The organism is Alkalilimnicola ehrlichii, from assembly GCF_003399765.1.
In the GTDB taxonomy this organism is placed as follows: Bacteria; Pseudomonadota; Gammaproteobacteria; order Nitrococcales; family AK92; genus AK92.
This window is the reverse complement of record NZ_NFZV01000001.1, coordinates 143,451-168,345: the sequence shown is the minus strand read 5'-3', so window position 1 is coordinate 168,345 and position 24,895 is coordinate 143,451. Positions and strand designations below refer to the sequence as shown.

Here is a 24,895-nt window from a genome sequence, read left to right as displayed (position 1 = left end):
AGGGTGAGCGATTTCCTCTTTACGTCGGAATCGGTTTCGGAAGGACATCCGGACAAGATGGCGGATCAAATCTCGGATGCGATCCTTGACGCCATCCTGGCAGAGGATCCCAATGGACGGGTAGCCTGCGAAACCTTAGTAAAGACTGGGTTAATTATTCTGGCGGGCGAGATCACTACCCGTGCTAACGTCGATTTCGAAGAGGTCGCCAGGCGCGCTGTAGAGAAAATCGGCTATAACTCGTCGGCAATGGGTTTCGACTGGGAAACCTGCGGCGTACTCAATTGTATCGGCAAACAATCGCCCGATATCGCACAAGGTGTGGATCGATCCGCACCGGAAGAGCAGGGCGCGGGCGACCAGGGGCTGATGTTCGGTTACGCAGCCAACGAAACCGACGTTTTAATGCCGGCCCCCATCACCTTCGCTCACCGACTGGTTAAACGGCAGGCGGAACTCCGCCATAGCGGCGCCCTTCCTTGGTTACGCCCGGACGCCAAGAGCCAGGTTACGTTACGCTACGAAGACGGACGCCCTGTCGCTATCGACGCCGTCGTTTTGTCGACCCAGCACAGCGAAGATGTCAGTACCGAAACCGTGCGCGAAGCGGTGATGGACGAAATCATTCGTCCGGTGCTGCCTAAGCAGTGGCTGAGCAAAGACACCCGTTTTTATATCAATCCGACCGGCCGCTTCGTCATCGGCGGCCCGGTGGGAGATTGCGGCCTTACCGGCCGCAAGATTATCGTCGACACCTACGGCGGCATGGCGCGCCATGGCGGAGGCTGCTTTTCGGGCAAGGATCCGTCCAAAGTCGACCGTTCCGCAGCCTATGCCGGCCGTTATGTCGCAAAGAATATCGTCGCCGCCGGACTGGCGGATCGTTGCGAAATCCAGGTGTCCTACGCGATCGGCGTCGCCGAACCGACGTCGATCAGCGTCGATACCTTCGGTACCGGCCGCTTAGCGGAAAACCGCATCACCGAACTCGTGCGCGAGTTCTTCGACCTACGGCCTTACGGCATCACCCGTATGCTCGACTTGGCGCGGCCGATCTATCAAGGCACAGCGGCCTACGGACATTTCGGACGCGAAGAACAGGAGTTATCCTGGGAGCGTACGGACAAAGCCGAAGCTTTACGAGAAGCTGCCGGACTTAAACCCGTTGCCGCAGACGCCTAACAGGTAGAAAGACTCCCGCCATAACGGCGGGAGTCGCAACGCCCAGAATAAAGGACGCCGCGTCGTCCCAGGCCGCGCAAAGGAACAATAGCGGCACCACTCCTCACGAAAGGGAATACCGGGTTATGAGCACCAAACCAATGAGCACAGTCGAAGCGGATTACAAAGTAGCCGACCTTAGCCAAGCCGACTGGGGACGGCGGGAAATTGCCATCGCTGAAACCGAAATGCCGGGGTTGATGGCGCTAAGAGATGAGTATGGCAACCAGCAGCCTCTAAAAGGGGCGCGTATTGCCGGCTGTTTACATATGACGATACAAACCGCCGTACTCATTGAAACGCTTACCGCACTGGGTGCAGAGGTTCGGTGGTCTTCCTGCAATATTTTCTCGACTCAAGATCACGCAGCAGCAGCCATCGCAGCTAGCGGCGTACCCGTTTTTGCCTGGAAAGGCGAATCCGAGGAAGAGTACTGGTGGTGCATCGAACAAACGCTGTTCGGCCCCGACGGCTGGAAGCCGAATATGCTGCTTGACGACGGCGGCGACCTCACACAATACGTGCACGATAAATATCCGGAACTGCTGGAAGAGATCCGCGGCGTGTCCGAGGAAACCACCACCGGCGTGCTTCGATTATACGAAATGGGGCGCGAAGGCAGCCTGAAGTGCCCGGCTTTCAATGTCAACGACTCGGTCACCAAATCCAAGTTCGACAACCTCTACGGTTGCCGAGAGTCCCTGCTCGACGGCATCAAGCGTGCGACCGATGTCATGATCGCTGGCAAAATTGCCGTCGTCTGCGGTTTCGGCGACGTCGGCAAAGGCTGCGCGCAGTCCTTGCGCGGCCAAGGCGCCACGGTCTGGGTAACCGAGATCGACCCCATTTGTGCCCTACAGGCGGCCATGGAAGGTTATCGCGTCGTCACGATGGAAGACGCCGCGCCGGTTGCGGATATCTTCGTAAGCGCGACCGGCAACTATCATGTGATCAATCACGATCACATGAAGCAAATGAAGAATCAGGCCATCGTCTGCAACATCGGGCACTTCGACAACGAAATTGATGTCGCCGCGCTGCGCCAATACAAGTGGGAAAACATCAAACCGCAAGTCGACCACATCATTTTTCCGGATGGCAAGCGGATTATCCTGTTAGCGGAAGGCAGATTGGTGAATTTGGGTTGTGCCACCGGCCACCCGAGCTTCGTAATGTCCAACTCTTTCACTAACCAAGTGTTGGCGCAGATCGAGCTATGGACGAACCACGGCGAGTACGAGAATACCGTCTACGTATTGCCGAAACACTTGGACGAGAAAGTGGCACGGCTACATCTGGACAGGATCGGCGTCAAACTGACGAGGCTTAGCGTTCAACAAGCGGAATACATCGGCGTTCCTGTCGATGGCCCGTTCAAGAACGACAGCTACCGTTACTGAGATCGCGGGCGGCCCACGGCCGCCGTCCCCACGACCGGCACGCGCAGATCAACACATGAAGACACAACAGCGATACCCGCGAACGTTCAGTTTCGAGTTTTTCCCGCCGCGCACCGAACAAGGCGTGATCAATCTCAGAAGCACGCGAGATACTTTGGCGGCATTGAACCCGCGCTTTTTTCCGTCACCTTCGGCGCGGGCGGCTCGACACGCGATCGCACATTCGAAACCGTTGTAGAGATACAGCGGGATTCGGGGATCGAGGCGGCCCCGCATCTATCCTGCATCGGCTCGACCCGCGACAGCATTCGGGAAATTCTCGATCAGTACCGCGCCAAGGGTATTCGCCACCTCGTCGCGTTGCGGGGCGATCTTCCTTCCGGAACTCAGGCGGCCGGCGAGTTTCGCTATGCCAACGAACTCATTGAGTTCATCCGCGCCGAGACCGGCGATCATTTCACGATCGAAGTAGCCTGCTATCCCGAGTTTCATCCGCAGGCGGAGAATGCGGAAGCGGATCTGCGCAACTTTAAACGCAAAGTCGATGCCGGGGCCGATGCTGCCATCAGTCAGTATTTCTTCAACGCCGACGCCTACTTTCGTTTTGTCGACGAATGCGAGCGACTCGGCGTGGATCTGCCCATCGTGCCAGGCATCATGCCCATCCTTAACTTCAAGCAATTGGCGCGTTTCTCCGATGCCTGCGGCGCGGAAATTCCGCGCTGGCTGCGCAAGCGGCTTGAAGCCTTCGCCGACGATAGAGAGTCGATCATCGCCTTCGGGACCGACTTCGTCACCGAAATGTGCCTGCGACTGCTCGACGCCGGCGCCCCGGGGCTACACTTCTATACGATGAACCAAGCTCCGGTGATAGAAACCATTTGGCATAATCTAGGGCTGCCAAAAGCGGCCGCATAAACCGATCGGTGGCGGGCGTAGGAACGCCCGCCGCTTATGCTCCCCCCTCAGGACACTATCGGCAAATAATCGGCCGTTAACCGACCGCAGAACGACTACCATCCCTACCAAGATACCCTGATGAAAAACCCCCGCGTTTATGTCGACACAGCGCTTGAGCCCGGACAAGAAGTTACCCTGACGGGCTCGCCGGCCAATCATCTACGCGTACTGCGCCTTCGCAACGGCGATCCGTTGGTGCTGTTCAACGGTACCGGCGGAGAGTATCCCGCACGGGTGCGGCAGCTAGAGCGGCGGGAAGTAGTCGTCGAAGTAGAAAGCTTCCTTGACCGAGAAGTAGAGTCGCCGCTGAGCGTTACGCTGCTGCAAGGGGTATCGAAAGGCGAAAGAATGGATTTCACTATCCAAAAAGCCGTGGAACTGGGCGTTACGCGAATCCTACCGGTCTTTACCGAGCGCAGCGTCGTACAGCTGAAAGGAGAGCGTTTAGAGAAAAAACACAGCCACTGGCAGGGCGTTATTATCGCGGCATGCGAACAAAGCGGGCGTAATCGCATCCCCGAACTACTGCCCCCATTCCGCTAGCGCAAGCATGGGCCGCATTGAATACCGGCTACCGCTTAGTTCTCGACCCGACCGGCAATACCCGCTTATGCGACGTCGTAACAGCAGCGAATCGACAAATATCTCTATTGATAGGGCCGGAAGGCGGGCTGACTGACAGCGAGATTCGTACCGCAGCAGAGCAAGGTTGCCACCGCTTACGGCTCGGGCCACGGATTTTGCGCACGGAAACGGCGGGGATCGCAACACTCGCCGCACTTCAAGCGCTCCACGGCGACCTGAGCTGACGGAATCCCAGCCCAACCCTCCCGCCATCGCACCCTATCGGCAACCGCCTGTTGACAGGACGGTCAGCGGCCCGTCAGGCGAGATAACTCCTGTTCCAAATAATCTAAATTAGGAATTAGCGCCGGCTCCCCGTTCGCCAGCACCTGCGCGCTCACCGCCTCCCCCAATTCAGAAGAGTCGTCATCAAGGTTTTCTATAGTTCCCTCGGCAACCGTCGCTAACCGCGGGATCTGCTGCGTCACCAGCCCGTAATAAGCCAACCCTGGCGCACCGCTTACGCCCTTTACGACCGCAATTCGCGATCTTGCAGCTGTACTAGACACCCGACCGCCAACGAGTGCCTCGAACGACACCAAGAAAAGCTGTTGCCCACGCCATACAATCTGGCCCAATACCCAGTCGGGGAAACCCACCCCGGCCGCCGTCGGTTCGACATAAGTGGTCACTTCCGCTACCAGAGACCCTGGCAACAAAAGATTTGCATCTTCAATCGGTAAAAAAGGCTACGTACGGCCGTCGTGTCAACGCTCATAAGTCCTGTTTCCTTTCCGGCAATAAGCTACCGGCATTACGTCGTACTGCCCACCTGCGGACAAGCTCTCTCCAGTGCTCGACCCACGCCCCTCGGCAAGGCGGCGAGCGGCGACGCATCTGGAAACGCCTTTTCCCGGCATTGCCTGACGGACGTCAGCGGCAAAAACCGTTCAAGAGGCCGTTAAGGAGGCGAGCAAGGCCTTCGCCAAGGCTTCCGGAGGACCGCTACGCCGAACCGCACCGGTTGCTTCCGCGCAAGCAGGCATGCTGTCTATCGCGCAACTGCTGCGCTCCTGTACCCAGACTTCGCCGCCGGCCTCCGCTATCGCTCGACACCCCAAAGCGCCATCATCGCCCATACCGGTGAAGACGATAGCACCTGACCGCGACCCGAAACGAATCGCCACTTCATTCATGATTGCATTGATCGACGGACTATAGGCAAGCCGCTCCGGCTCCGGCCGGAAAATAAAAGAGCCGCTCGAATCAATGACCACGCGTTGGCCAACCGGCGCCACATAGGCAAAACCGGCTTGCAGGCGCACGCCTTCGGCTGCCGGTACAACCGGCACACGACCGGCTCGATTAAGTTGGGCCGCCAAGACTTCAACAAAACCGTCGCCGATATGTTGGCCGACGATCAGCGCCGCACCAGGTAAATCGGGCAGCGCGCCAAAGAAGCGTTTGAGGGCGTCAGGGCCGCCGAAGGAAGCGCCTAAAACCCAAACGCGCAAAGCCCCGCCCACAAGAAGAGCCGGCGATGAGGAGGGTTGGTCCAAATGCGCAGCACGCTGCCTTTGCACCGTCTGCAACAGCTTTTCCGCAAATCGCGCCCACCACCCCGGACTGTCGCTACCGCTGCCGTCGAAAAACACCATCGGCACCGGCGTGAATTCAAGCAACTCATCCAGCACATCCAGGTCTTTGTCGCCAGCCCGTTCCAAATCGAGTAATAACACCTCGGCCTCGATCAGCGAGGCTTTGCCGGCAACGACATTGGCCAGCGTCGCCTCAAGCACAACCTCGATGGAGCGAGCCTCCAGTTGCGCCTTTAGGTCGCTACGCACACCCGGCCGAGTTCCGAGTATTCCGATTCGGGCCCTGGAGGCAACCATCGCTTAGTCGCCGCTAGACTTCTCCTCCAGCACATCCTGGAGGTTACTGAGCAAGTCGCTCTCCTGATAAGGCTTGCCGAGATAACGATCAACTCCGATATCCATCGCCCGCTGACGGTGTTTCTCGCCAGTTCTTGAGGTAATCATGATGATCGGCACCCGCTTCAGACGCTCGTCGTTCCGCATGTGCGTCGCTAATTCGTACCCGTCCATACGCGGCATCTCGATATCAAGCAACATCGCATCGGGGATCTGTTCCTGTAGCTTCGCGACCGCATCGACACCGTCTTTCGCCGTTAATACCGCAAAACGGTTTCTCTCCAGGAGTCGGGTGGCAACCTTACGCATGGTGATCGAGTCGTCGACAACCATAATCATCTGCTGTCCCGTTTCTTCGGCAGCTTGCGTTACCTCTTCCGCCACAGCCGTGTCGGCCGGCTCGCTACGCCCTCCCGCAGCTTCCAAGCGCACCAGCGTGGCAACGTCAAGAATCAAAACGACGCGACCGTCGGCCAGAATCGTTGCTCCGAAAATGCCCGGTACCGTGCTGATCTGCGGCCCGACCGATTTCACAACGATTTCGCGGTTGCCCAATAAGCCATCCACATGCAGCGCTAAACGGTGATCGCCACTGTGGGCCAAGATAATGGGCGCCCGCTTCCCTGAGCCGGGCAAGACCGGCTCGCCCAAACCAAGAATCCGCGACAGACTCCGCAGCTCGTAACGCTGACCGGCGTAGCTATAGAAGGCATCGTCACTGTCTTCAAAGCTGGTTTCTAATTGCTCATGACTGACCCGTACCACGCCTTCGATACTGGAAATCGGAATGGCATAAACATCTTCGCCGGCTTGGCACAACAGCGCTTGGTTGATAGCCAAGGTAAAGGGTAGACGGACGGTAAAACGGGTACCTTGGTTTGCCGCCGAATCAATATCGAGCACGCCGCCAAGCTGCTTAATCTCAGCATTAACAACGTCCATACCGACACCGCGGCCGGCAATTTGCGTCACTTGCTCGGCGGTGCTAAAGCCCGACTCCAGCACGAACTGCATGATCTCGCGATCTGCTAACTCCGAGTTCTCGCTCATCAGTCCCTGAGCGATGGCCTTGGCGCGAATCGCTTCAAGATTCATCCCGCCACCGTCATCGCTGACCTCGATCACCACATCAGCGCCTTCGCGGGCAAACCTGACGACGATAGTGCCGTCCTCCGCTTTGCCGGCACGGCTGCGTGCCTCCGGCACTTCGATGCCGTGAGCCACGGCGTTGCGCAACATATGCTCCAAAGGCGGGACCACACGCTCCAGTACAGTCCGGTCCATCTCGCCTTCGGCACCCTGTACCTTCAGTTGGCAGCGTTTGCCAAGTTCCTGCGCCGTTTGTCGGACTACCCGCCGTAAACGCGGCACCAAATTAGCAAACGGGACCATCCGGGTTCGCATTAAACCGTCTTGGAGTTCGGTATTAACCCGAGATTGCTGCAGCAGGAGAGTTTCCGATTCACGCGAGAGGTGATCGAGCATGCCGCCGATATTGAGCAAGTCGTTAACACTTTCGCTGAGCGCGCGGGACAATTCCTGAATATGCGAGAAGCGATCGAGCTCTAGGGGATCGAAATCCCCACGGCCGTTGTCGCCTTCGTTCTCCCGCTCAAAACGATAAAGAATTTGCGCTTCCGTCTCGATCTCTAACGTCCGCAGCTGTTCGCGCAAACGATTTACGGTCTGATCGAGTTCGGTCAAATTGAAACGGGTAGCGCCAACCTGCTGCTCGAGGCGCGCACGGTAAATGCTGATTTCACCCGCGTAGTTAACGAGATTATCCAGCAAGTCGGCCCGAACGCGGACGGCATCGTGTTGACCGCTTGTCGCATCCGCCTTCCGGTTCTTCGGCGTCTCAATATCTCCGGCCGGTTGCTCGACGATCGCGGAGGCCGGAATAAACGACGCCTCCTCCGCTGCCGCTTGCGCCCTCACCTCTGCGCCCGTGGGCGGCGAAGCAGACGGTATCGCCTCGCCGGCCCCATCGCTCTCGCGCAAACGCTCGATCGAGCGAAGAAGGTCGTTGGCCTCGGTTAACGGCTCCCCACGCTCGGCTTTTTCCCGCAGGCTATAGAGGCGGTCGTGAACGTATTCGAGCAATTCGAAAAGAGCCGGTGTAGGCTGCTCGCTGCTATCCAACATGCCAATCAGCAGCGTTTCCATGGCATGACTGAGGTTGGCAATCGGTGCAAAACCCGCCATTCGCGCCCCGCCTTTGAGCGTATGCAGCGCACGCTGCAACTCAACGGCGATTTCCTTGTCCGCCGGCTCTTGAGACCAGCGATGCAATAGGCTTTCGGTGCTATCGAGGATTTCCTCGGCTTCCTCGAGGAATACCTCCATCAGCTCTTTATCAGGCGCCGGCGCGTTATCGACGAGCAGCGCCTCGGCCTTTGCACCTCGCAACTCAGCGAGCTTCTCTATCAAATCATCGGCCGATGTGGGCAACTCGCCGGCTTTCGCTTGCTGTAGCATTGCGCCAAAGCGATCCAGGCACCCGTGTAGCAAGGTGAAGAAGCTATCGTCGGCGGGCACGCGGTGCTCGCCGACCTCGTTGGCTAAACCTTCCAAGGCATGACACAAGGTCGCAATAGCAGGGAAACCCGCCAATCGGGCTCCGCCTTTGAGCGTATGTAGCGAACGATGCAACTCGGCAATCGTCACCGCATGATCCGGCGCATCTTCCCAGCGCTCAACGGTGGTATCGAGGAACTGGAGGATGTCTTCCGCTTCCTCCAAAAACAGCTCCACCAGATCGGGGTCGATCTCGACTTCCGGCTCAACAAGAGGAATCTCGGAGGGTTCGACTAACTCCGGTTCCGGGCGAGCGGCAATTTCCTCCAACAGGGAGTCGACCTCAGGTATTTCCCCCTGGCCGCCCAGTGCTTCGACAGTAAGCTCGATGGTTTCAACGCTACGCCGCAGCAAATCAAGATCATTAGCGTCAAATGCTTGCCCCGCGGCCAGTGCTGCTTCTGCGTAGAGCTCTGATGCACGCCCTAGTTGCGCAATCGTATCGACACCGGCCATCCGAGCGCTGCCCGTCAGAGTATGGAGCGCGCGGACAATAGCGTCGCTCACCGGGCAGGTTGCGTCACTGTGAGCATGACAAGCATCGAGATAATGCCGAACAACCTGCAGGTGCCCATTGGCTTCTTTGTTGAAGATCTCATAGAGCACGGGGTCCATAAGAGGCTCAGCCTCAGCCTCAGCCTCAGCCTCAGCCTCAGCCTCAGCCTCAGCCTCAGCCTCAAAAGGCTCTGTTGTGGACCAGGCGCCGTCAAGCTCTAGCGTCGGTTCCGCCTCGCTCGACAGCCCATCCGCCAGCTCTATCTCATCGCCAGCATCCCACATCGATTCGCCATCCGCAGGCATATTGCCTGGTTCCGACAAGGCAGGCTCCAGCTCCGAAACGGTCTCTGTCGCGTCAAGCTCCTCGGCTAAAAGCTCGGTTCCCTCGTGCTCGACCTCACCTTCGAGAAACGCATCGAGATCGAAATCAACCTCAGCGTCGGCCTCCGACTCCTCCTTGTCAGGCTCGACCGCCATAGGGTCCACCGGCTCAGCAGTCGACGCGGGAATGTCTGCGGCAACCTCCGCACTCAGAGCACCGTGGTCTCTGAGCGCTTGCGCCCGTCGCATGATGTCGTGGATATCAGCACTAGGCTCGCCGCCGCCCTGAATTTGGGCAATCATGGCGGGGAGGGCGTCGACGGTCTGATCCACCACCTGATGAAGCTCGCCGCTCGGCGCTAATGCCCCCTCCAAAACCCGATTTAGTAAGGACTCGATCGCCCAGGCAAGCTCTGCCAAACGCAAAGCGCCGGCCAGGCGGCCACTACCCTTTAGGGTGTGGAACATACGCCGAACGGTAATCAACGCATCCCGAGCTTCGGGGTTTGCTCGCCAACGGGGATAATGTTCACGAATCGTTTCGAGAACTTCCTCGGCTTCTTCCAGGAAAATTTCTAAGATGTCATCTTCGACATCGTCCCCGAGGACCGGGAGATCGAATTTAATAGTGTTCGATTTAGCCGTCGATGCCGGTTTAGCAGGCGGCGTTTGTGCAATTGGCTCGGCATCGAAAACCCGATCCGCCGGCTGCAACGGAATGTCTTCTTCGGCCTCCGGGTCGACTTCCTGCAAAGCCGTGTCAACTAAGCTGTACTCCGCTTCCGTCAACGGCTCGAGTTCGATTTCCCCAAACTCGCCATCGACCTCTTCGGCAAAGCGTTCAAGGGACGGCTCCGATATTTCGACAGCCGGCAGCTCCTCTGCCGAGGGCTCCTCCGGCTCCGGTTCGTAACCGAGTTTGGCAAGGCTCGCGGAGCTTACATCTAAGATGCGTTCCGGATCGCTCCGCCCGTCACGCACCGCTTCCAAATAATATTCGATTCCAGTAATAGCATCTGCAAGGGTATCAAGCTCCTCGCCCTCAGGCGGCTCGGCAGCATCGATCAGGTGGTCGCCAATATAGCGCTCGGCGGTCGCCACCACTAAACCTGCTGCCGGCATATCCAACATTTTGAGCGCACCGCGCACCGACTGAAAACGGTGGCGAACGTCCTCCAGCCCAGAGCGATCACCTAGCTCGATCAACTGCACAATCGAATCTTTGGCCCGGCTGATATCGCGAATAGCTTCATCCAGCGCACTGCCGACCACCTGACGATATTCATGCTCGACGAGCTCCTGCTCAGAAGCGCCCGGGCTTACCTCTTCGCCTTCCCGTGGAGCAAAAAGCCAGTTGGCGTTGTCATCGCCCGGACGCTGCTTGCTCAGTCCGTCCAGGGCCGACTCTACTAATAGTAGGGCCTTGGCAATCTCCATCGGCGTTTGCTCGGGATCGATGCAGGTGCCGTTCAGTAATTCGTTGACGACCTCTATCTGATCGCGAACCACTTCGCGCGGCACCCCGAGCCCTAAAACACCCAAGGTATCGGCAAGATGACCTAATGTTTCGGGCACTTCGGCGAGCTTTTGCTTACCTTGCTCGCTGCCTCGCACGAACAGATCGAGTGCATCCTTCACATTGGCCAAGTCTTCTTTGATAGCACCGGCGACTGTCTCGAATATCTCGGCGCTCGGCGCCGCCATGCCCGCCCGAGCCTGTTCTATTTGGCGCTCGTCCCAAAGCAGCTCCTTGAGATCGTACTGCTGTTGAATAGCAGAAATCCGCTCACCGACGGGTTCGGCACGACCCACATAATAGAGCAGGTTCTTTATTAGATCCCGCGGTGCCTCCTCCGCAGAAACAGGGACATCTTGGCTACCGGCTTGTTTGATATACCGGTCAATCTGCCCCAGCAGCATTTTCACGCTAGTGCTATCCGGCAACCCTTCCGCCGCGAGCGCTTCCGCCAGCCCGGCACCAACCCACCAAACCGTCCCCGCTTTATCGTCAGCGGACAGCGCATCGAGCTCGTCTAATACCTCCACCATTTGCTGGAGGCTTTCCGCCGGTTTTTCGTTACGTAAGTAACCGAGCAGCCCCAGCTGATAGCGATGGCGTAAACTACGCGCTTTCTGCTTCAGGGAAACGCCGTCGACTTCTGCACGTTGGCGTCGTGGAGTGGCTGCTGCCGAATCCAAATCGGGCGAGAATAACGAACTCTCGCTCAAGAGGTTCGCGCCCCGAACTGCCCGCAAATCATTCAGCAAAGGCAGTAATAAAATGGCGGTATCCTGGGCGCCAGCCTGCACCCGTTCGAGATAATTCGAGGTCTGGAGAATGGCACGCATGAGCACTTCCAGCGCTTCCTGCTGATGCTCGACCGTGCCATTCAACAAACCGTCAGAGACGTGCTCCATCTCTTCCGCCAACATAACGGCACCGAACAACTCCAACATCTGGAGAATGCCCCGCACCTGATGCAGGTGGTTGGCGCAAAACTGCAGCTGGGTGGGGTCGTCCCGATCTTCGGCATAGGCCTCTAAGGCATCCGCCGCTTGCTTTAAGGTGTCGTCGAGCTCGCTCTTGACCCAGCCAAGGGTGCTGTGATCGATTCCGCTCTGCTTACTCATGCATTCGCACCCGTGCTCATTCGCTGATCCGCCGGTAGGCAAGGACGTCGGTTCCGCCGACACGGGCCATGGCCGGATGTTTCCAGCCAATCATCTCGCCCGCTCCAAGGACTAACGTTCCACCTACGCGTAGAGGTCTTACGAGACCGTTCAAAATACGCTCACGCGTCTCGCGATCGAAGTAAATCAACACGTTCTGGCAATAAATCAGATCCATACTGCCGGCCGGTGTGGAGGCTGCGTGCAGGATGTTGAACTGGGCGAAACAAACCCTACGACGCAATCGCTCGTTAATTCGAAAACCGCCGCTATCGATTGTCTCGCAGTAGTCATCGCGCAACTCCGGAGCAATGTACTTAAGCCTCCGCATCGGATAAGCCCCTTGCTTAGCCGTTGCCAGTGAGTACAAACTGATATCGCTACCGATCACGCCAAACCGCTTGCTAACCTGTTCCCGCTGTAAGTAGCGATCCATCAACATCGCAAGCGTGAACGCCTCTTCCCCGGTTGAACACCCCGCACTCCATAGCTGCACATGGCCACCTCGGCGAATGCGGTCGGCCATCGTCGGCATACATATTTGCTCGACGAACGCCAACGCGTTGGGGTCGCGGAAAAAACGCGTTTCATGAACCGTTAAGCGATCCACCAACGCAGTCCATTCGACATTGCCTGCCAAGCCCGAGGTTAGGAAGTCGTAATAGGATTGGTAGGTACTGTATCCGAGTTCGCGCATTCGCAAACCGACACTGGTTACCAAGAACGACTTCCGTTCGCGCGGCAGGCTCATGCCAGTGCGTTCCCGTAACAAGGACACCCAACGCTCGAACTGCTGCTCGTCCATCTCCGGCAGCTTTTCAAGCCCTGCCCATAAATTGGGCAGGGTCTGATCGGCGGCGACAGTCATGACGCTCTATAACCCCTTACTCGGGCAGGTTGAAGCCGGCTACCGAGTTGCGCAGGTCATTTGCCAAGTCAGCCAGGTTACCAATGGATGTCGCCGTTTCGTTGGTACCGGCCGACGTCTGCGAGGTAATTTCCTGAATGACGTTCATGGTATCGGAGATATTGGCCGCCGCATTAGCTTGCTGGCGAGCAGCTTCGGAAATGTTCTGAATAAGGCCCGCCAACTGCTTGGATACGCCTTCAATCTCGCGCAAAGCCGTACCGGCGTCTTCCGCCAAACGAGCTCCCGAGACCACACCCGCCGTACTTTGCTCCATGGAAATAACGGCTTCGTTGGTATCCGTCTGAATGGTTTTCACCAACGCTTCGATCTGTTTAGTTGCGTTACCGGAGCGTTCCGCCAGGCGTTGGACTTCGTCTGCCACCACCGCGAAGCCGCGCCCGGACTCGCCGGCCATCGCCGCCTGAATAGAAGCATTCAAGGCCAAGATATTGGTTTGATCGGCAATATCGTTAATAAGCTCGACGATGTTGCCGATCTCTTGCGAAGACTCGCCAAGACGCTTAATCCGTTTGGAGGTTTCCTGAATCTGCTCGCGAATCGCATCCATACCTTCAATGGTACGATTCACCGTGTCGGCGCCTTTCAGCGCCAGATCCACCGATTGCTGCGCCACTTTTGCCGATTCGCTGGCATTCTTCGACACTTGATCGATGGAAACCGCCATTTCGTTTACCGCTGCCGAAGCCGCGGTGATCTGGTGCGCCTGATGGTCGGACGCTTCTGCCAAATGCATAGCGGTAGCCTGGGTCTGCTGGGCGGCCGAGGAAACCTGGACCGAGGTTTCGTTAATCGTGGTTACCAGGCTACGGAGGCTTTCGATAGCGTCGTTGAAGGCATCGCCGATAGCACCGGTAATTTCCTCGCCTACCGTCGCCTGGACCGTCAGGTCGCCCTCTTTCAGGCCTTCGATTTCGTCGAGCAGATTAAGAATCGCTTCCTGGTTTCGTTTCGCCTGCTCGTCGACACGAACTTTCTCGGCTTCCTTAGCCTCCACCTCAACTGTGGAAATACGACGAATCATGATGCCGCGAAGGACAAGGCAGATCAGCGCCAAGGCAAAGAAGAGAAAACCGTACCAAGCTTTGATTGGCCGCACATCGACATTAGCTTTATACGCCTCTCTCAAGTGCTCGGCGGGCTGCAGAACCTGATTGGAAATTCTAAAGATACTGTCGGCTGCGTCACGCACCCTATACAGTTCCGGCGACTCGTCCAAAATCGTATTGATTTCCCCACGCATACGGCTGTAGCTGGTCTGCAACCCTTCGATAATCTGCCTAGCCTGGGCATCGCTCACGCGGGCAACCTGCATGGCGTCTTCGCCTTCGCCGATCACACCGCCATTTTCCAGGACGTTCAGGATCTCCCCGAGTTCGTGCGAACTACGACCAAGGCGCTGAGCAGCAGTGATGTTACCGATACCGCCGCGCAGCATTTCACCGAGTTGCCGCCCAATCTGTTCCGACACCACTAGCGCACGAGTCGTTTGGTGTACCTGAGCCTGATCGGCATTCGTATCGATTAAACGCCTTGCTAAAGCGGTGGTATCTCTTTGCAAACCGGGGATACTGATCCGGAAGTCTTCCGCCAGTTCGTTAACGGAGACGACCATGTCGCGGCGCTCGAGGATGATACCGGCTTCGCGGTGCATATCTTCCCAAGGGCGCATCACTTGGTTAAGGGCATTGGCTGCTGCTTCAGAGGTGGCTTCCGTCGGTGGCAGACCGGACGCTTCATTACCCTTGAGGAGGATTTGTATATTTTCTTCCAGTTCGTTACGCGCTTTTTCCAGATCGGAGAAGGCGTCGGTCTTACCGTTGGCGGCCTCCGACGCATTCTTGGCTATGCTTTGCGAGAGCACGCGCACCGTATCGGCCCGAGATATATAGTCCTGGTCGAACCCGGCGTAATGGTTGGTAATGGTGAAAGTCGCCACCATTGCAACCACAGCCACAATAACCAGTATGCCAAGGGCGTTTGCTATCCTTCGCAGACCACTCGTCTGCTCTGCGCCTACAGACCGCTTCATGGTATGAACCCCTCCCAGAGAAACCGCTCGAGTCGCCCCGACTATAGAAAACGTGAAACTAGAAATTCCGAAAAAGAGAAACTGCAATCGTTATGCATGACTTAGGCTCTCCACCGAAGGGCAGAGTGCACACGCCATTTCCGCTACCCCTTTTAGTAGCGCACTAACTCGCCACTTTGAGAAAGAGCGGATGATTAGCCAACGCCCGCATACTGAATACCGGCCAACTCTCGCCATCGTGCTCGAAAGCGCCGTCCAGGTATGGTTGCACAGCGTCGTCCGCGTTTTGATTCAATGCACGCCATTCGTTTCGCTCGAAATGGCGCATTCCTAAAACCTCATCCACCAGCAAGCCGGCCATGCTTTCTTCGCAGCGTATGACCAGCACTCGACTGAGCCGCGTCAGTGCGGACGACTGACGCCCGAGATAACCGTTCAGGTCCATGACGGGGAGCAAAGTACCCCGAACGTTAGCCAAACCTTTCAACCAAGGCTTGGTTCGAGGTACCTGCGACAATTGCGGGCAGGTAAGAATCTCCGTTACGTCGCTCATAGGTGCCAAATAAACAGCACCGCCAAGACGAAACGCGACTCCAACCCACTCTTCATGCACCTCTTCCTGTGCCGGCAGCTCCGCGCCATGCTCGTGGCCGCGTTGCTCAAGCTGCTGCAGCAGCCGAAAAGGCGAAATCTTTGGTGTATTCGTCATAAACGGAGACGACTCAGCCTTCCAGGGCGTTTTTAATTTTCTCCAGCAGCTCGTCCTCGGTCACCGGTTTGGTGATGTAGTCCTTGGCTCCCTGCCGCTTCGCCCAAATACGGTCGGTATCCTGATCTTTCGTGCTGATCATTACGATGGGTATTCCGGACGTAGCGGGATCTTTGCTTAATTTACGCGTTGCCTGGAAACCGTTAACACCGGGCATCACGATATCCATTAAAATCACGTCAGGAGTTTGCTCCTGTGCAAGCCTCATCCCATCTTCGCCGGTCGTAGCGATGTCCACTTGATAGCCGTGCTTCTCCAGCATGCCTTTGAGCACGTGCGTTTCTGTAGGAGAATCGTCAACGATGAGAACGCGTGTCATGCGCAGCCCCTTATATCTTTTCCTGATGCCTAATATACGGTTATTCGTCTCTGGGACCCCGACGTCTTTGCCCGGCTCAAGCAGCTTGCTCGAGGTGGCGCCGGATCGCGCTCAGCAACTCTTCACGCGTGAACGGCTTCGTTAAATACTGTTCCGAGCCGACGATACGGCCTCGCGCCCGATCAAACAGGCCATCCTTACTCGACAGCATAATTACCGGAGTATGGCGGAAGCTTTGATTATGCTTGATCAGCGCACAGGTTTGGTACCCATCAAGGCGAGGCATCATGATATCAATAAAGATGATCTCGGGCTTATGATCCGCGATTTTTGCCAGCGCCTCGAAGCCGTCCGTAGCCGTTATAACTTCGCAGCCTTCTTTTTTAAGCAAGGTTTCGGCCGTGCGCCGAATCGTCTTGCTATCGTCTATGACCATGACCTTCAGTCCGGCCAGGTCCTCCATTGTGGTTCCGTTATCCACTGACCCCCCGGTTATTTTCCTAGTTATGAGGCGACAAGGCGCCCGCCGAAGGCAGAATTCGCTTATATAGCCCATGAGGATACCGAGTTTATTTAACACATAACTGCGGTACAATCCACCGGCCGCGTTAGCCTGTAGCCCAGCACTACCGCTGAATAATTCAACCGCAACTCGACCGATCCGGGCCAACGGCAAGCGACTCAAGCAGCGTCTCAAAAGCTCAGAAGGAACTTTCCGACTCAGTGCCAGGGTAAAAACGCCGAGTTTCTTCCCTAGCAAAGTGTAGACTATCGTGTAGCGATCGTTCTGCCAACCAGGCCTAATGGGCTGTTGAAAAAACGCACGGATAGCCAACACCGAAGCCCGGCAGTAGATTAGCGCATGCAGAGCGCTGCGCTAATCTAACTGCCGGCTAGGGCAGCATCGATATTGTCCGGTCACTTTGACTCAGCAGGAACCGAAGCTTATGACCATCCAAATTGGCGTCGTCATGGATCCCATCGAGTCCATCAAGCCCTACAAAGACACCACGCTCGCTATGTTGCTGGAAGCGCAAGCGCGGAATTGGGATATTCGCTATCTCGAGATGAGCGACTTATCGGTGCGAGACGGCGAAGCTTGGGGAAGCGGTCGCCGGCTGCGGGTAGACGACAACAATAGCCGCTGGTTTGAACTCGGCGATCGCGTCTCCGCTCCCTTGGCCGAACTCGATATTATACTGATGCGCAAAGACCCGCCGGTCGACAACCAGTTTCTCTACGCAACTTATATTTTGGAACTTGCCGAACGAGCAGGCTGCTTGGTTTTAAACAAGCCGCAAGGGCTGCGCGATGCTAACGAAAAGCTGTTTACCGCTCGTTTCGCTCAATGTTGCACGCCCACACTGGTCAGTCGCGACGCGAAAGAGTTACGTGCGTTTATCGCCCAGCACGGCAAAGCGGTTCTAAAGCCGCTACACGGCATGGGCGGCACCTCCATTTTCGTGGTCGAAGCCGGCGATACCAACACCAGCGTCATTATCGAGACGCTCACCGAACAAGGCACCGAATACGCTATGGCGCAGCGCTATATCCCGGAAATCAGTGCCGGCGACAAGCGCATTTTGGTTATTAACGGCAAACCGGTGGATTATGCTTTAGCACGTATTCCAGCCGCCGGCGAAAGCCGAGGCAATATTGCCGCCGGCGGCCGTGGCGAAGGGGTTCCACTGTCCGATCGCGACCGCTGGATCTGCGACCAGGTAGCCCCGACGCTGCTTGCGCATGGGCTATACTTCGTAGGCCTCGATGTCATCGGCGACTACCTCACCGAAGTTAATGTCACCAGCCCCACCTGCGTTCGAGAACTCGACGAAATCTATAATATCAATATCAGCGCTCAGTTCTTCGATGCCATAGAAACGCTCTTGGCCCAACGCCCCAAAGGGTAGGAAGCAAACGGATGCCACATCATCGCGCCGATCGACGGCATGGAATCCGGCTACTATTGGCTGCCTGCGCACTTTTCGTCGGTGCCTGCGAGCGCGGACCGGAAGTACGACAGGAGCAAATGCTGGCGTTCGGGACAGTAGTCGACGTAACATTGATCGGTACCGATGAGGCAACGGCACAACGAGGATTCGACGCCTTAGCGGCCCAGTTCGATGCTCAACACCACGCGTGGCATGCTTGGCAGGAAAGCGACTTAACCCGCATAAACGACAAACTCGCCGCCGGCCAGACGACAACCATCGACGGCGATCTGCGCTGGCTTGCCGAACGCGGCATAGCCCTTGCCGAACAAAGCGAACATTACTTTAATCCCGCAATAGGCCGCTTGATTGCTTTATGGGGTTTTCATGCCCGGCAAACGAACCCGAGCCCTCCCCCGGCAACCGCGATCGATCAACTATTAGCACATTCGCCCCGCATGACCGATCTCCACTTAGACGGCGCTACACTGAGCAGCGACAACCCGGCCGTTCAACTTGATTTTGGCGGCATGGCCAAAGGCTTAATCCTCGATCGTGCAATGATCGCCTTGAGAAACGAGGGCATCGAGCACGCGCTGATCAGTCTCGGCGGCGATGTGCAAGCCATCGGCTCTCGCGGCGACAGACGCTGGCGAGTGGGGGTTATCGACCCAAGTACTCGCGGCAAATTAGCCAGTTTGGAGATCGACAGCGGCGAGAACGTCTTCACCTCGGGCACCTACGAACGCTACTTCGAGTACGACGGAAAGCGCTACCACCATTTAATTTCCCCAAAGACAGGTTATCCTGCGCGGGGGCTTACGGCCGTTACCGTCGTACACGAGGATGCAACGACTGCGGATGCAGCGGCAACCGCCTTACTCGTTGCCGGCCCCGAGCATTGGCAACGCATTGCTCGTAATATGGGCGTCGATCAGGTGCTGATCGTCGACGACTCGGGCCACGTTAGCATTACGCCGACTCTGGTCGAACGGGTTCGCTTCGAAGAAGCGGCGACAACGGTGACGGTAACGGAAGCTCTATGAGATAGTGATACTATCGGAATAGGCGAGTGGCCTTCGCGCTTATCGAAAAATAAGGAAAGGCAAGGCCACATGAGGTCGCGGGCGAGTGGATACCTTGCCTACGACCACGACGCAGGCATAAAACACGAAGCGTCGCTCGCCTGTTTCCCCGCTTCGGCTTTAGGCAAACAAGGTAAAATCCTCAGGCAAACCGGAGGTCCTTTAGCCAGGGTGCGGAAAAGTGATTTTCGACACCTCGTAGGGCTCAACCGGAGCTAAACTTGCGCGCATGAACAGGACGACTATTAGTTCCGCCGACCGATTATCAATGACGCTCTTTCTCGCCGTGGTCGTTCACGCCATGGTCATTCTGGGCGTTGGTTTTACCGGTATGCCCGAGCGGATAACCAAAAACACCCCGATGATTGAAGTCACACTGGCCGAACGGCCAAGCGACTCGACGCCGGACGATTACGATTTCTTAGCCCAAGCCGACCAAGACGGCGGCGGCCATTCGGAGCGGGCCGAGCGACCCCAGCGACGGGCGGAACCGCAAATGCAAGGCGTTCCGGAAGCGAATGAGCCGGTACATGCTTCCCCGGCTCCCGCGCCGCCGCCGCAGCCACGCCAACAACAGGACGTCGTTCAAACCGAGGCGGCAAATCGACGAACCCCTGCACCGGAGCAAGCGACACCGGAACAAACGCAAAACACCTCAACCCTGGAGTTGCTCAGTTCCACCCCGCAAGCGGCGCAATACCGGGAGTTTTTGGAAGATCGCGAAACCGGCGTGCCCCGTTACCCCAGTAAGCGACGCATCGACGCTCGCACCCGGGCGCACGAAGCAGCCGCCTACATGCACGACTGGGTCGCCAAGGTTGAGCGCGTCGGAAACCTCAACTATCCCGACGAAGCCCGCCAACGCGGCCTCGCCGGGCGTTTAATTATGGAAGTGACCATACGCCCCGACGGCCACTTACACGAAATGCGGATACTGCAACCCTCGCCTCATCCGGCCTTGGACCAAGCGGCGATGCGTATTGTCGAGCTTGCAGCACCGTATCCCGAAGTACCGAAAGAGGTTTTGCAGGGCAACGACCTGCTGGTCGTGGTCCGCACATGGGAGTTTCTGCAAGGAAATCAATTGCACACCCGCTGAAGAACGTGAACATCGCCTCCATTTCAGCCAACACGGCGACTGAACAAGGCGAAAAGAGGCCGGCGGAAAATATGATCATGACGAACCAAGAATATTTGAGCAATCATTTCCTAATCGCGATGCCCACGCTCGCCGACCCAAACTTCGCGCAGACGGTAACTTACATCTGCGAACACAACGAAGAGGGCGCGATGGGCATTGTCATCAACCGCCCGATCGATATATCGATGAGCGAGCTGTTCAACCACCTTGGCTTGGAATCGGACGACGAAACGGCCGCGCAACAACGCGTTTACATGGGTGGGCCGGTGCAACGCGAACGGGGCTTTGTATTGCATTCGGCGGAAACCGTATGGGAGGCAACACTCAAGGTTTCCCCCGCGATCAGCATTACGACTTCGCGCGATATCCTCGATGCCATTGCGCAACAAGAGGGACCGAAGCAGTACTTGGTGGCGCTCGGTTACGCCGGCTGGGAAGCGGGGCAGTTGGAAGCTGAAATCGCCGAGAATTCGTGGCTAAGCGGCCCCGCCGATGCGTCGATTATCTTTGAGCATAATAGCAACGATCGCTGGCAAGCAGCCGCTTCGCTACTCGGTGTCGACCTGTCTCTGCTATCCACGGATGCCGGCCATGCCTGAGCGAGATCATCGACGCGGCACGAAGCAAGAGGATGCACAAGGTCTCTACCTCGGCTTCGATTTTGGCTTACGACGTACGGGTGTCGCGGTCGGCGAAGCAACAACCGGCACGGCACGCGCGTTAACGACGCTTAGCTGCCGAGACGGCAATCCCGACTGGGAAGAGGTCGGCCGGCTGATTGCACAATGGCAGCCGCATGGCCTCGTGGTTGGCATACCGCGGCACGCCGACGGCAGCCTGCCGACGGCAGGCGAGGCGGCATGCCGCTTCAGCCGACGACTGGAAGGCCGTTTTCGGCTGCCGACATATACCGTGGACGAACACCTCTCCTCGCACGAAGCAGCGCGCGAGCTAGGCGAGCGCGGCTTGAGCGGGCAACGCATGCGCCGTCAGAAAGCTAAAATCGATGCAACGGCAGCTCGCATCATCCTCGAAACCTGGTTTTGGAACACGCGCAATGACAACACTACCTGCGGTCGATCCACTTATAGAGCACATGGCAGGCGAGTTGAAAGCCCGTCTCGACGTCACACCTTCGCAGCATCCGGTAATGATCGGCATCCGTACCGGAGGGGTTTGGGTTGCGGAGCGACTACACGCTGCCCTGGGCCTGCCAGACCCTCTCGGCACGCTGGACATCACCTTCTACCGCGATGACTTCAGCCGGGTCGGGATGAACCCTCAGGTCCACCCCTCACATCTACCGTTTTCCGTGGACGACCGCGACATCATTTTGGTTGACGACGTCCTATATACCGGGCGTACCATTCGCGCCGCCCTGAATGAAATCTTCGATTACGGACGTCCTGCCAGCGTACAACTGGCCGTTTTGGTCGACCGCGGCGGTCGCGAACTTCCCATCGCTGCGGATGTGGCCGGTACTCGGCTACAACTGGCCGAAGGCCGCCATATCAAGCTGAGCGGGCCGTCGCCCTTGAGCCTCACGGAGCGGACCCAGGCATGAGCTTGCAATTGGACGAACACGGCCGCCTGCGCCATTTTTTAACGACCGAAGGGTTACCGCGACCCTTGTTGACCCAGATTCTGGATACCGCCGAGTCTTTCACCGGAGTCATCGGCAAATCCATCAAGAAAGTCCCGCTGTTACGCGGTCGAACCGTGATGAACCTCTTCTTCGAGGCCAGCACCCGGACCCGAACCACCTTTGAGCTGGCAGCCAAACGCCTCTCGGCGGATGTGCTCAACATCAATATCAGCACCTCGGCAACGGTAAAGGGCGAAAGCCTGCTCGACATGCTACGCAACCTTGAAGCCATGCAGTGCGATATGTTCGTTGTGCGTCATGCCGACTCCGGCGCGGCGCATTTCATCGCCCGCAACGCAGCTCCGGGCGTAAGCGTCATTAATGCCGGCGACGGTCGGCATGCACACCCCACGCAAGCCATGCTCGATATGTTCACCATTCGCCGCCATAAGCGGGAGTTCGAGCCGCTTCGAGTCGCCATCGTCGGCGACATTCTGCACTCGCGGGTGGCGCGTTCGCAGATTCATGCGTTGAATGGTTTAGGGGCCGGCGAAGTGCGCGTTATCGCCCCACGCACACTGCTGCCTCACGATATCGAAAGCCTCGGCGTAAAAGTCTTCCACGACATACGGGCCGGTTTAGCGGATGTCGATGTCGTGATCATGCTACGGCTGCAAAAGGAACGTATGAGCGGCGCCTTATTGCCGAGCGAAAGCGAGTTCTTCCGCCTCTACGGCCTAACCGAGGAGAAATTATCGGTTGCCAAACCCGATGCCATCGTCATGCACCCAGGGCCGATTAACCGAGGCGTGGAAATCGAGTCGGCGGTCGCCGACGGCCCTCGCTCGGTCATTCTAGAACAGGTTACCAATGGAATTGCGGTGCGTATGGCGGTGATGTCGATGGCACTCGGCACGGGGGGAGAAAACGCATGAACAACATCGTCCTAAGCGGCGGCCGTATCGTCGACCCCGCCAACGGCCTCGACACCGAAGCGGATTTATTCGTTAGCGAAGGACGCATCGCCGGCATAGGCGAGGCGCCAAGCGGTTTTCGCGCGGAACAGACCCTCGATGTCGGCGGCCAAATCGTCTGCCCCGGATTGATCGACCTCGCGGCCCGCCCGCGGGAGCCCGGCGCCACTCACAAAGCGACAATTGCAAGCGAAGCCAGGGCCGCCGCCGCGGGCGGCATCACAACCTTATGTTGCCCGCCGGATTCGCAGCCGGTGGTCGACAGCACCTCCGTCGTGGAATTGATTCGCCGCCGCGAACGAGAAGCGGCAGGCGCCAAGATTCTACCTTATGGCGCCCTCACCAAAGGGCTAGCGGGCGAGCAGTTAACCGAGATGGCAGCGCTGAAAGCCGCCGGTTGCGCCGCCATGGCCGATGGCGGACACGTCATCCGAAACAGTCTGGTCCTGCGTCGAGCCATGGAATATGCCGGCAGCTTTAAACTGCCTGTTTTGCTCACCCCGAAAGATCCCTGGCTCAGCGAAGGTGGGCTAATCCACGAAGGCCATGTGGCCACCCGACTCGGCTTAACCGGCATTCCGGCAGCGGCAGAAACTGCTGCGCTCGGGCGCGACTTAGCGTTAGTACAACAAACCGGTGTTCGCACACACTTCGGCCGCCTCTCTACCGCCGCCGGTGCCAACCAGATAGCCAGAGCCCAACAGCAAGGATTACCGGTAACGGCCGATGTTGCCGCGCTACAGCTGTTTTTGACCGAAATGGATTTGTGGGACTTCAACACCGCTTGTCAGGTTGACCCGCCAGTGCGGAGCGATAGCGACCGCGCAGCGCTTCGTCAAGCCGTCGCCAACGGGCAGATTGCTGCGATTTGCTCCGACCACCAGCCGCACGAGCCTGACGCGAAAGACGGGCCCATGGGGACGAGCAGCCCGGGCGCTTCCGGGCTTGATAGCTTGCTGCCGCTGGTATTGCGCCTGGTCGACGAAGGGGTGTTGCCGCTGATGGATGCGCTTGCCCGAGTAACGAGCAACCCGGCGCATATTCTCGGGCTGGAAGCCGGTTCGTTGGCCGTAGGTCGGGTCGCCGATATCTGCGTATTCGACCCCAAAGCCGTATGGTGGTTTAACGCCGAGACCATGCACAGCATGGGCAAAAATTCGCCCTTCTTGGGCTGGGAATTTACCGGACGCGTCACCCATACTTTGGTCGACGGCCGGCTCGTATATCGACTTTCCCAACAGTGACAGTCAAACCTTACATTCTCGACTGTACCCCCCTTCCTGGCGACTGGGGCTTAGTGCGCATTGCCTCGCCGCTTAGCGGCGAGGCAATGCCCGGCCAGGGGGTTCGCCTAGAGCTGGAAACCGCCGCCACGCTACAAGCCGCCATCGCCGGAGCCAACGGAGAACAAAACTGGTTAGCAACGATTATCCCGCCCCAGCAACTCGCAACGCCCTTACGCCCCTTCCAGCGTTATGCCGAACTCGAACTAACCCATCTACCCTTTAGCTTCTCGGCAGCCACCCGAGATACCGTGCTAATCGGCGAGGATGGCGGAATAGGCGCGATCCTATGGCTAGCGGAACAGCTACCAACGCCGCCGAAACTCGTCCTGATCGGCTGTAGAGGCGCACCGCCTTTCAAGCTTCAACCCTCGCGCGTCCTAACGCCCGGACTGCCACCAGCCACGATTGGCGCCGTCCCCAGCCTGGACGAGCGCGGTATCGCCAGCCGCATTGCCTGTACTGACGGGTTACCAGGCTGTTACGAGGGAGAAGTCAGCCACCTGCTCGAACACTGGTTGGCGGCCAACCCCGACGAACGGCCTAACGTATTCGCCGCCGGCCCGTTCGGCATAGAGCAGCGCCTTAACAAGGCCCTAGCGGGCCGACAACAAAGCCTGGCAACGCGCCTATTCGCATAAGATGTGTTGGCGGCGCAGATCGGCGGCTAGAGACCAAACCACCGCATCCGCACCACCGGCGC

Annotated in this window: 18 protein-coding genes and 3 pseudogenes; 13 read left to right on the top strand and 8 right to left on the bottom strand. The window is 57.8% G+C overall.

The window, feature by feature from the left end:
- Positions 1–3: 3 nt before the first annotated feature.
- The 4 genes and pseudogenes from metK to CAI21_RS25765 form a co-directional block, all read left to right on the top strand.
- Complete coding sequence (metK, locus tag CAI21_RS00785) at positions 4–1,182, top strand: methionine adenosyltransferase (RefSeq protein WP_116300536.1); 1,179 nt, start codon at positions 4–6, stop codon at positions 1,180–1,182.
- Positions 1,183–1,307: 125 nt separating this feature from the next.
- Positions 1,308–2,621: an adenosylhomocysteinase gene (ahcY, locus tag CAI21_RS00780; protein WP_116300535.1), complete on the top strand. Its 1,314-nt coding sequence runs from the start codon at positions 1,308–1,310 to the stop codon at positions 2,619–2,621.
- A 55-nt stretch (positions 2,622–2,676) separates the two neighbouring features.
- Positions 2,677–3,539 (top strand): annotated as a pseudogene (gene metF / locus CAI21_RS00775) (methylenetetrahydrofolate reductase [NAD(P)H]).
- Positions 3,540–3,659: 120 nt separating this feature from the next.
- Positions 3,660–4,382, top strand: a pseudogene (locus CAI21_RS25765) (16S rRNA (uracil(1498)-N(3))-methyltransferase); the annotation flags it as partial.
- Between the two features lie 71 nt (positions 4,383–4,453).
- Here the strand turns inward: CAI21_RS25765 and CAI21_RS00765 are convergent.
- The 8 genes from CAI21_RS00765 to pilG form a co-directional block, all read right to left on the bottom strand.
- Positions 4,454–4,882, bottom strand: a complete 429-nt coding sequence (locus tag CAI21_RS00765; RefSeq protein ID WP_116300534.1) for a chemotaxis protein CheW — start codon at positions 4,880–4,882, stop codon at positions 4,454–4,456.
- 213 nt (positions 4,883–5,095) lie between these two features.
- Complete coding sequence (locus CAI21_RS00760; RefSeq protein ID WP_181919202.1) at positions 5,096–5,992, bottom strand: chemotaxis protein CheB; 897 nt, start codon at positions 5,990–5,992, stop codon at positions 5,096–5,098.
- 51 nt (positions 5,993–6,043) lie between these two features.
- Positions 6,044–12,106, bottom strand: a complete 6,063-nt coding sequence (locus tag CAI21_RS00755; RefSeq protein WP_116300532.1) for an Hpt domain-containing protein — start codon at positions 12,104–12,106, stop codon at positions 6,044–6,046.
- Between the two features lie 16 nt (positions 12,107–12,122).
- A complete protein-coding gene (locus CAI21_RS00750) occupies positions 12,123–13,013 on the bottom strand; it encodes a CheR family methyltransferase (RefSeq protein ID WP_116300531.1) in 891 nt (296 codons plus the stop codon).
- A gap of 16 nt (positions 13,014–13,029) precedes the next feature.
- Positions 13,030–15,105: a methyl-accepting chemotaxis protein gene (locus CAI21_RS00745; protein WP_116300530.1), complete on the bottom strand. Its 2,076-nt coding sequence runs from the start codon at positions 15,103–15,105 to the stop codon at positions 13,030–13,032.
- Between the two features lie 163 nt (positions 15,106–15,268).
- Positions 15,269–15,814, bottom strand: coding sequence for a chemotaxis protein CheW (locus CAI21_RS00740; RefSeq protein WP_116300529.1), 546 nt, complete (start codon positions 15,812–15,814; stop codon positions 15,269–15,271).
- Positions 15,815–15,827: 13 nt separating this feature from the next.
- On the bottom strand, positions 15,828–16,193 hold the full coding sequence (locus CAI21_RS00735; RefSeq protein ID WP_116300528.1) for a response regulator: 366 nt from the start codon (positions 16,191–16,193) through the stop codon (positions 15,828–15,830).
- A 76-nt stretch (positions 16,194–16,269) separates the two neighbouring features.
- Positions 16,270–16,656, bottom strand: a complete 387-nt coding sequence (gene pilG, locus CAI21_RS00730) for a twitching motility response regulator PilG (protein ID WP_116300527.1) — start codon at positions 16,654–16,656, stop codon at positions 16,270–16,272.
- Positions 16,657–17,140: 484 nt separating this feature from the next.
- Between pilG and gshB the strand changes: the two genes are divergently transcribed.
- The 9 genes and pseudogenes from gshB (at position 17,141) to CAI21_RS00685 (ending at position 24,833) form a co-directional block, all read left to right on the top strand.
- Positions 17,141–18,103, top strand: coding sequence for a glutathione synthase (gshB, locus tag CAI21_RS00725; protein WP_116300526.1), 963 nt, complete (start codon positions 17,141–17,143; stop codon positions 18,101–18,103).
- Positions 18,104–18,114: 11 nt separating this feature from the next.
- Entirely contained in the window at positions 18,115–19,170 is a 1,056-nt protein-coding gene (locus CAI21_RS00720) for an FAD:protein FMN transferase (protein WP_116300525.1), read from the top strand.
- 307 nt (positions 19,171–19,477) lie between these two features.
- Positions 19,478–20,308: an energy transducer TonB gene (locus CAI21_RS00715; RefSeq protein WP_181919625.1), complete on the top strand. Its 831-nt coding sequence runs from the start codon at positions 19,478–19,480 to the stop codon at positions 20,306–20,308.
- A gap of 77 nt (positions 20,309–20,385) precedes the next feature.
- Complete coding sequence (locus tag CAI21_RS00710; RefSeq protein WP_116300799.1) at positions 20,386–20,949, top strand: YqgE/AlgH family protein; 564 nt, start codon at positions 20,386–20,388, stop codon at positions 20,947–20,949.
- Positions 20,843–21,382: pseudogene (ruvX, locus tag CAI21_RS00705) on the top strand (Holliday junction resolvase RuvX); the annotation flags it as partial. The gene CAI21_RS00710 and the pseudogene ruvX, both read left to right, overlap by 107 nt.
- 25 nt (positions 21,383–21,407) lie before the next feature.
- Positions 21,408–21,914 (top strand): bifunctional pyr operon transcriptional regulator/uracil phosphoribosyltransferase PyrR, encoded by a 507-nt coding sequence (gene pyrR, locus CAI21_RS00700; RefSeq protein ID WP_116300523.1) that lies wholly within the window; start codon positions 21,408–21,410, stop codon positions 21,912–21,914.
- Positions 21,911–22,870: an aspartate carbamoyltransferase catalytic subunit gene (locus CAI21_RS00695; protein WP_116300522.1), complete on the top strand. Its 960-nt coding sequence runs from the start codon at positions 21,911–21,913 to the stop codon at positions 22,868–22,870. The genes pyrR and CAI21_RS00695 overlap by 4 nt, the downstream gene beginning before the upstream one ends.
- Positions 22,867–24,153 carry a dihydroorotase gene (locus CAI21_RS00690; protein WP_116300521.1) on the top strand — a complete coding sequence of 429 codons (1,287 nt, stop codon included), beginning with the start codon at positions 22,867–22,869 and terminating at the stop codon, positions 24,151–24,153. The genes CAI21_RS00695 and CAI21_RS00690 overlap by 4 nt, the downstream gene beginning before the upstream one ends.
- The gene (locus CAI21_RS00685; protein ID WP_147305010.1) at positions 24,150–24,833 is read left to right on the top strand and encodes a hypothetical protein; all 684 of its coding nucleotides are present in this window, start codon (positions 24,150–24,152) and stop codon (positions 24,831–24,833) included. Before CAI21_RS00690 ends, CAI21_RS00685 begins: the two co-directional genes overlap by 4 nt.
- Positions 24,834–24,895 lie beyond the last annotated feature (62 nt).

Coding starts and splice junctions, on each gene's coding strand:
- pilG (WP_116300527.1), bottom strand. CDS start 16,656: ATGGAGGACCTGGCCGGACTGAAGGTCATGGTCATAGACGATAGCAAG.
- CAI21_RS00710 (WP_116300799.1), top strand. CDS start 20,386: ATGACGAACCAAGAATATTTGAGCAATCATTTCCTAATCGCGATGCCC.
- CAI21_RS00740 (WP_116300529.1), bottom strand. CDS start 15,814: ATGACGAATACACCAAAGATTTCGCCTTTTCGGCTGCTGCAGCAGCTT.
- gshB (WP_116300526.1), top strand. CDS start 17,141: ATGACCATCCAAATTGGCGTCGTCATGGATCCCATCGAGTCCATCAAG.
- CAI21_RS00695 (WP_116300522.1), top strand. CDS start 21,911: ATGAGCTTGCAATTGGACGAACACGGCCGCCTGCGCCATTTTTTAACG.
- CAI21_RS00715 (WP_181919625.1), top strand. CDS start 19,478: ATGACGCTCTTTCTCGCCGTGGTCGTTCACGCCATGGTCATTCTGGGC.
- CAI21_RS00690 (WP_116300521.1), top strand. CDS start 22,867: ATGAACAACATCGTCCTAAGCGGCGGCCGTATCGTCGACCCCGCCAAC.
- pyrR (WP_116300523.1), top strand. CDS start 21,408: ATGACAACACTACCTGCGGTCGATCCACTTATAGAGCACATGGCAGGC.
- CAI21_RS00735 (WP_116300528.1), bottom strand. CDS start 16,193: ATGACACGCGTTCTCATCGTTGACGATTCTCCTACAGAAACGCACGTG.
- CAI21_RS00745 (WP_116300530.1), bottom strand. CDS start 15,105: ATGAAGCGGTCTGTAGGCGCAGAGCAGACGAGTGGTCTGCGAAGGATA.
- CAI21_RS00750 (WP_116300531.1), bottom strand. CDS start 13,013: ATGACTGTCGCCGCCGATCAGACCCTGCCCAATTTATGGGCAGGGCTT.
- CAI21_RS00755 (WP_116300532.1), bottom strand. CDS start 12,106: ATGAGTAAGCAGAGCGGAATCGATCACAGCACCCTTGGCTGGGTCAAG.
- ahcY (WP_116300535.1), top strand. CDS start 1,308: ATGAGCACCAAACCAATGAGCACAGTCGAAGCGGATTACAAAGTAGCC.
- CAI21_RS00720 (WP_116300525.1), top strand. CDS start 18,115: ATGCCACATCATCGCGCCGATCGACGGCATGGAATCCGGCTACTATTG.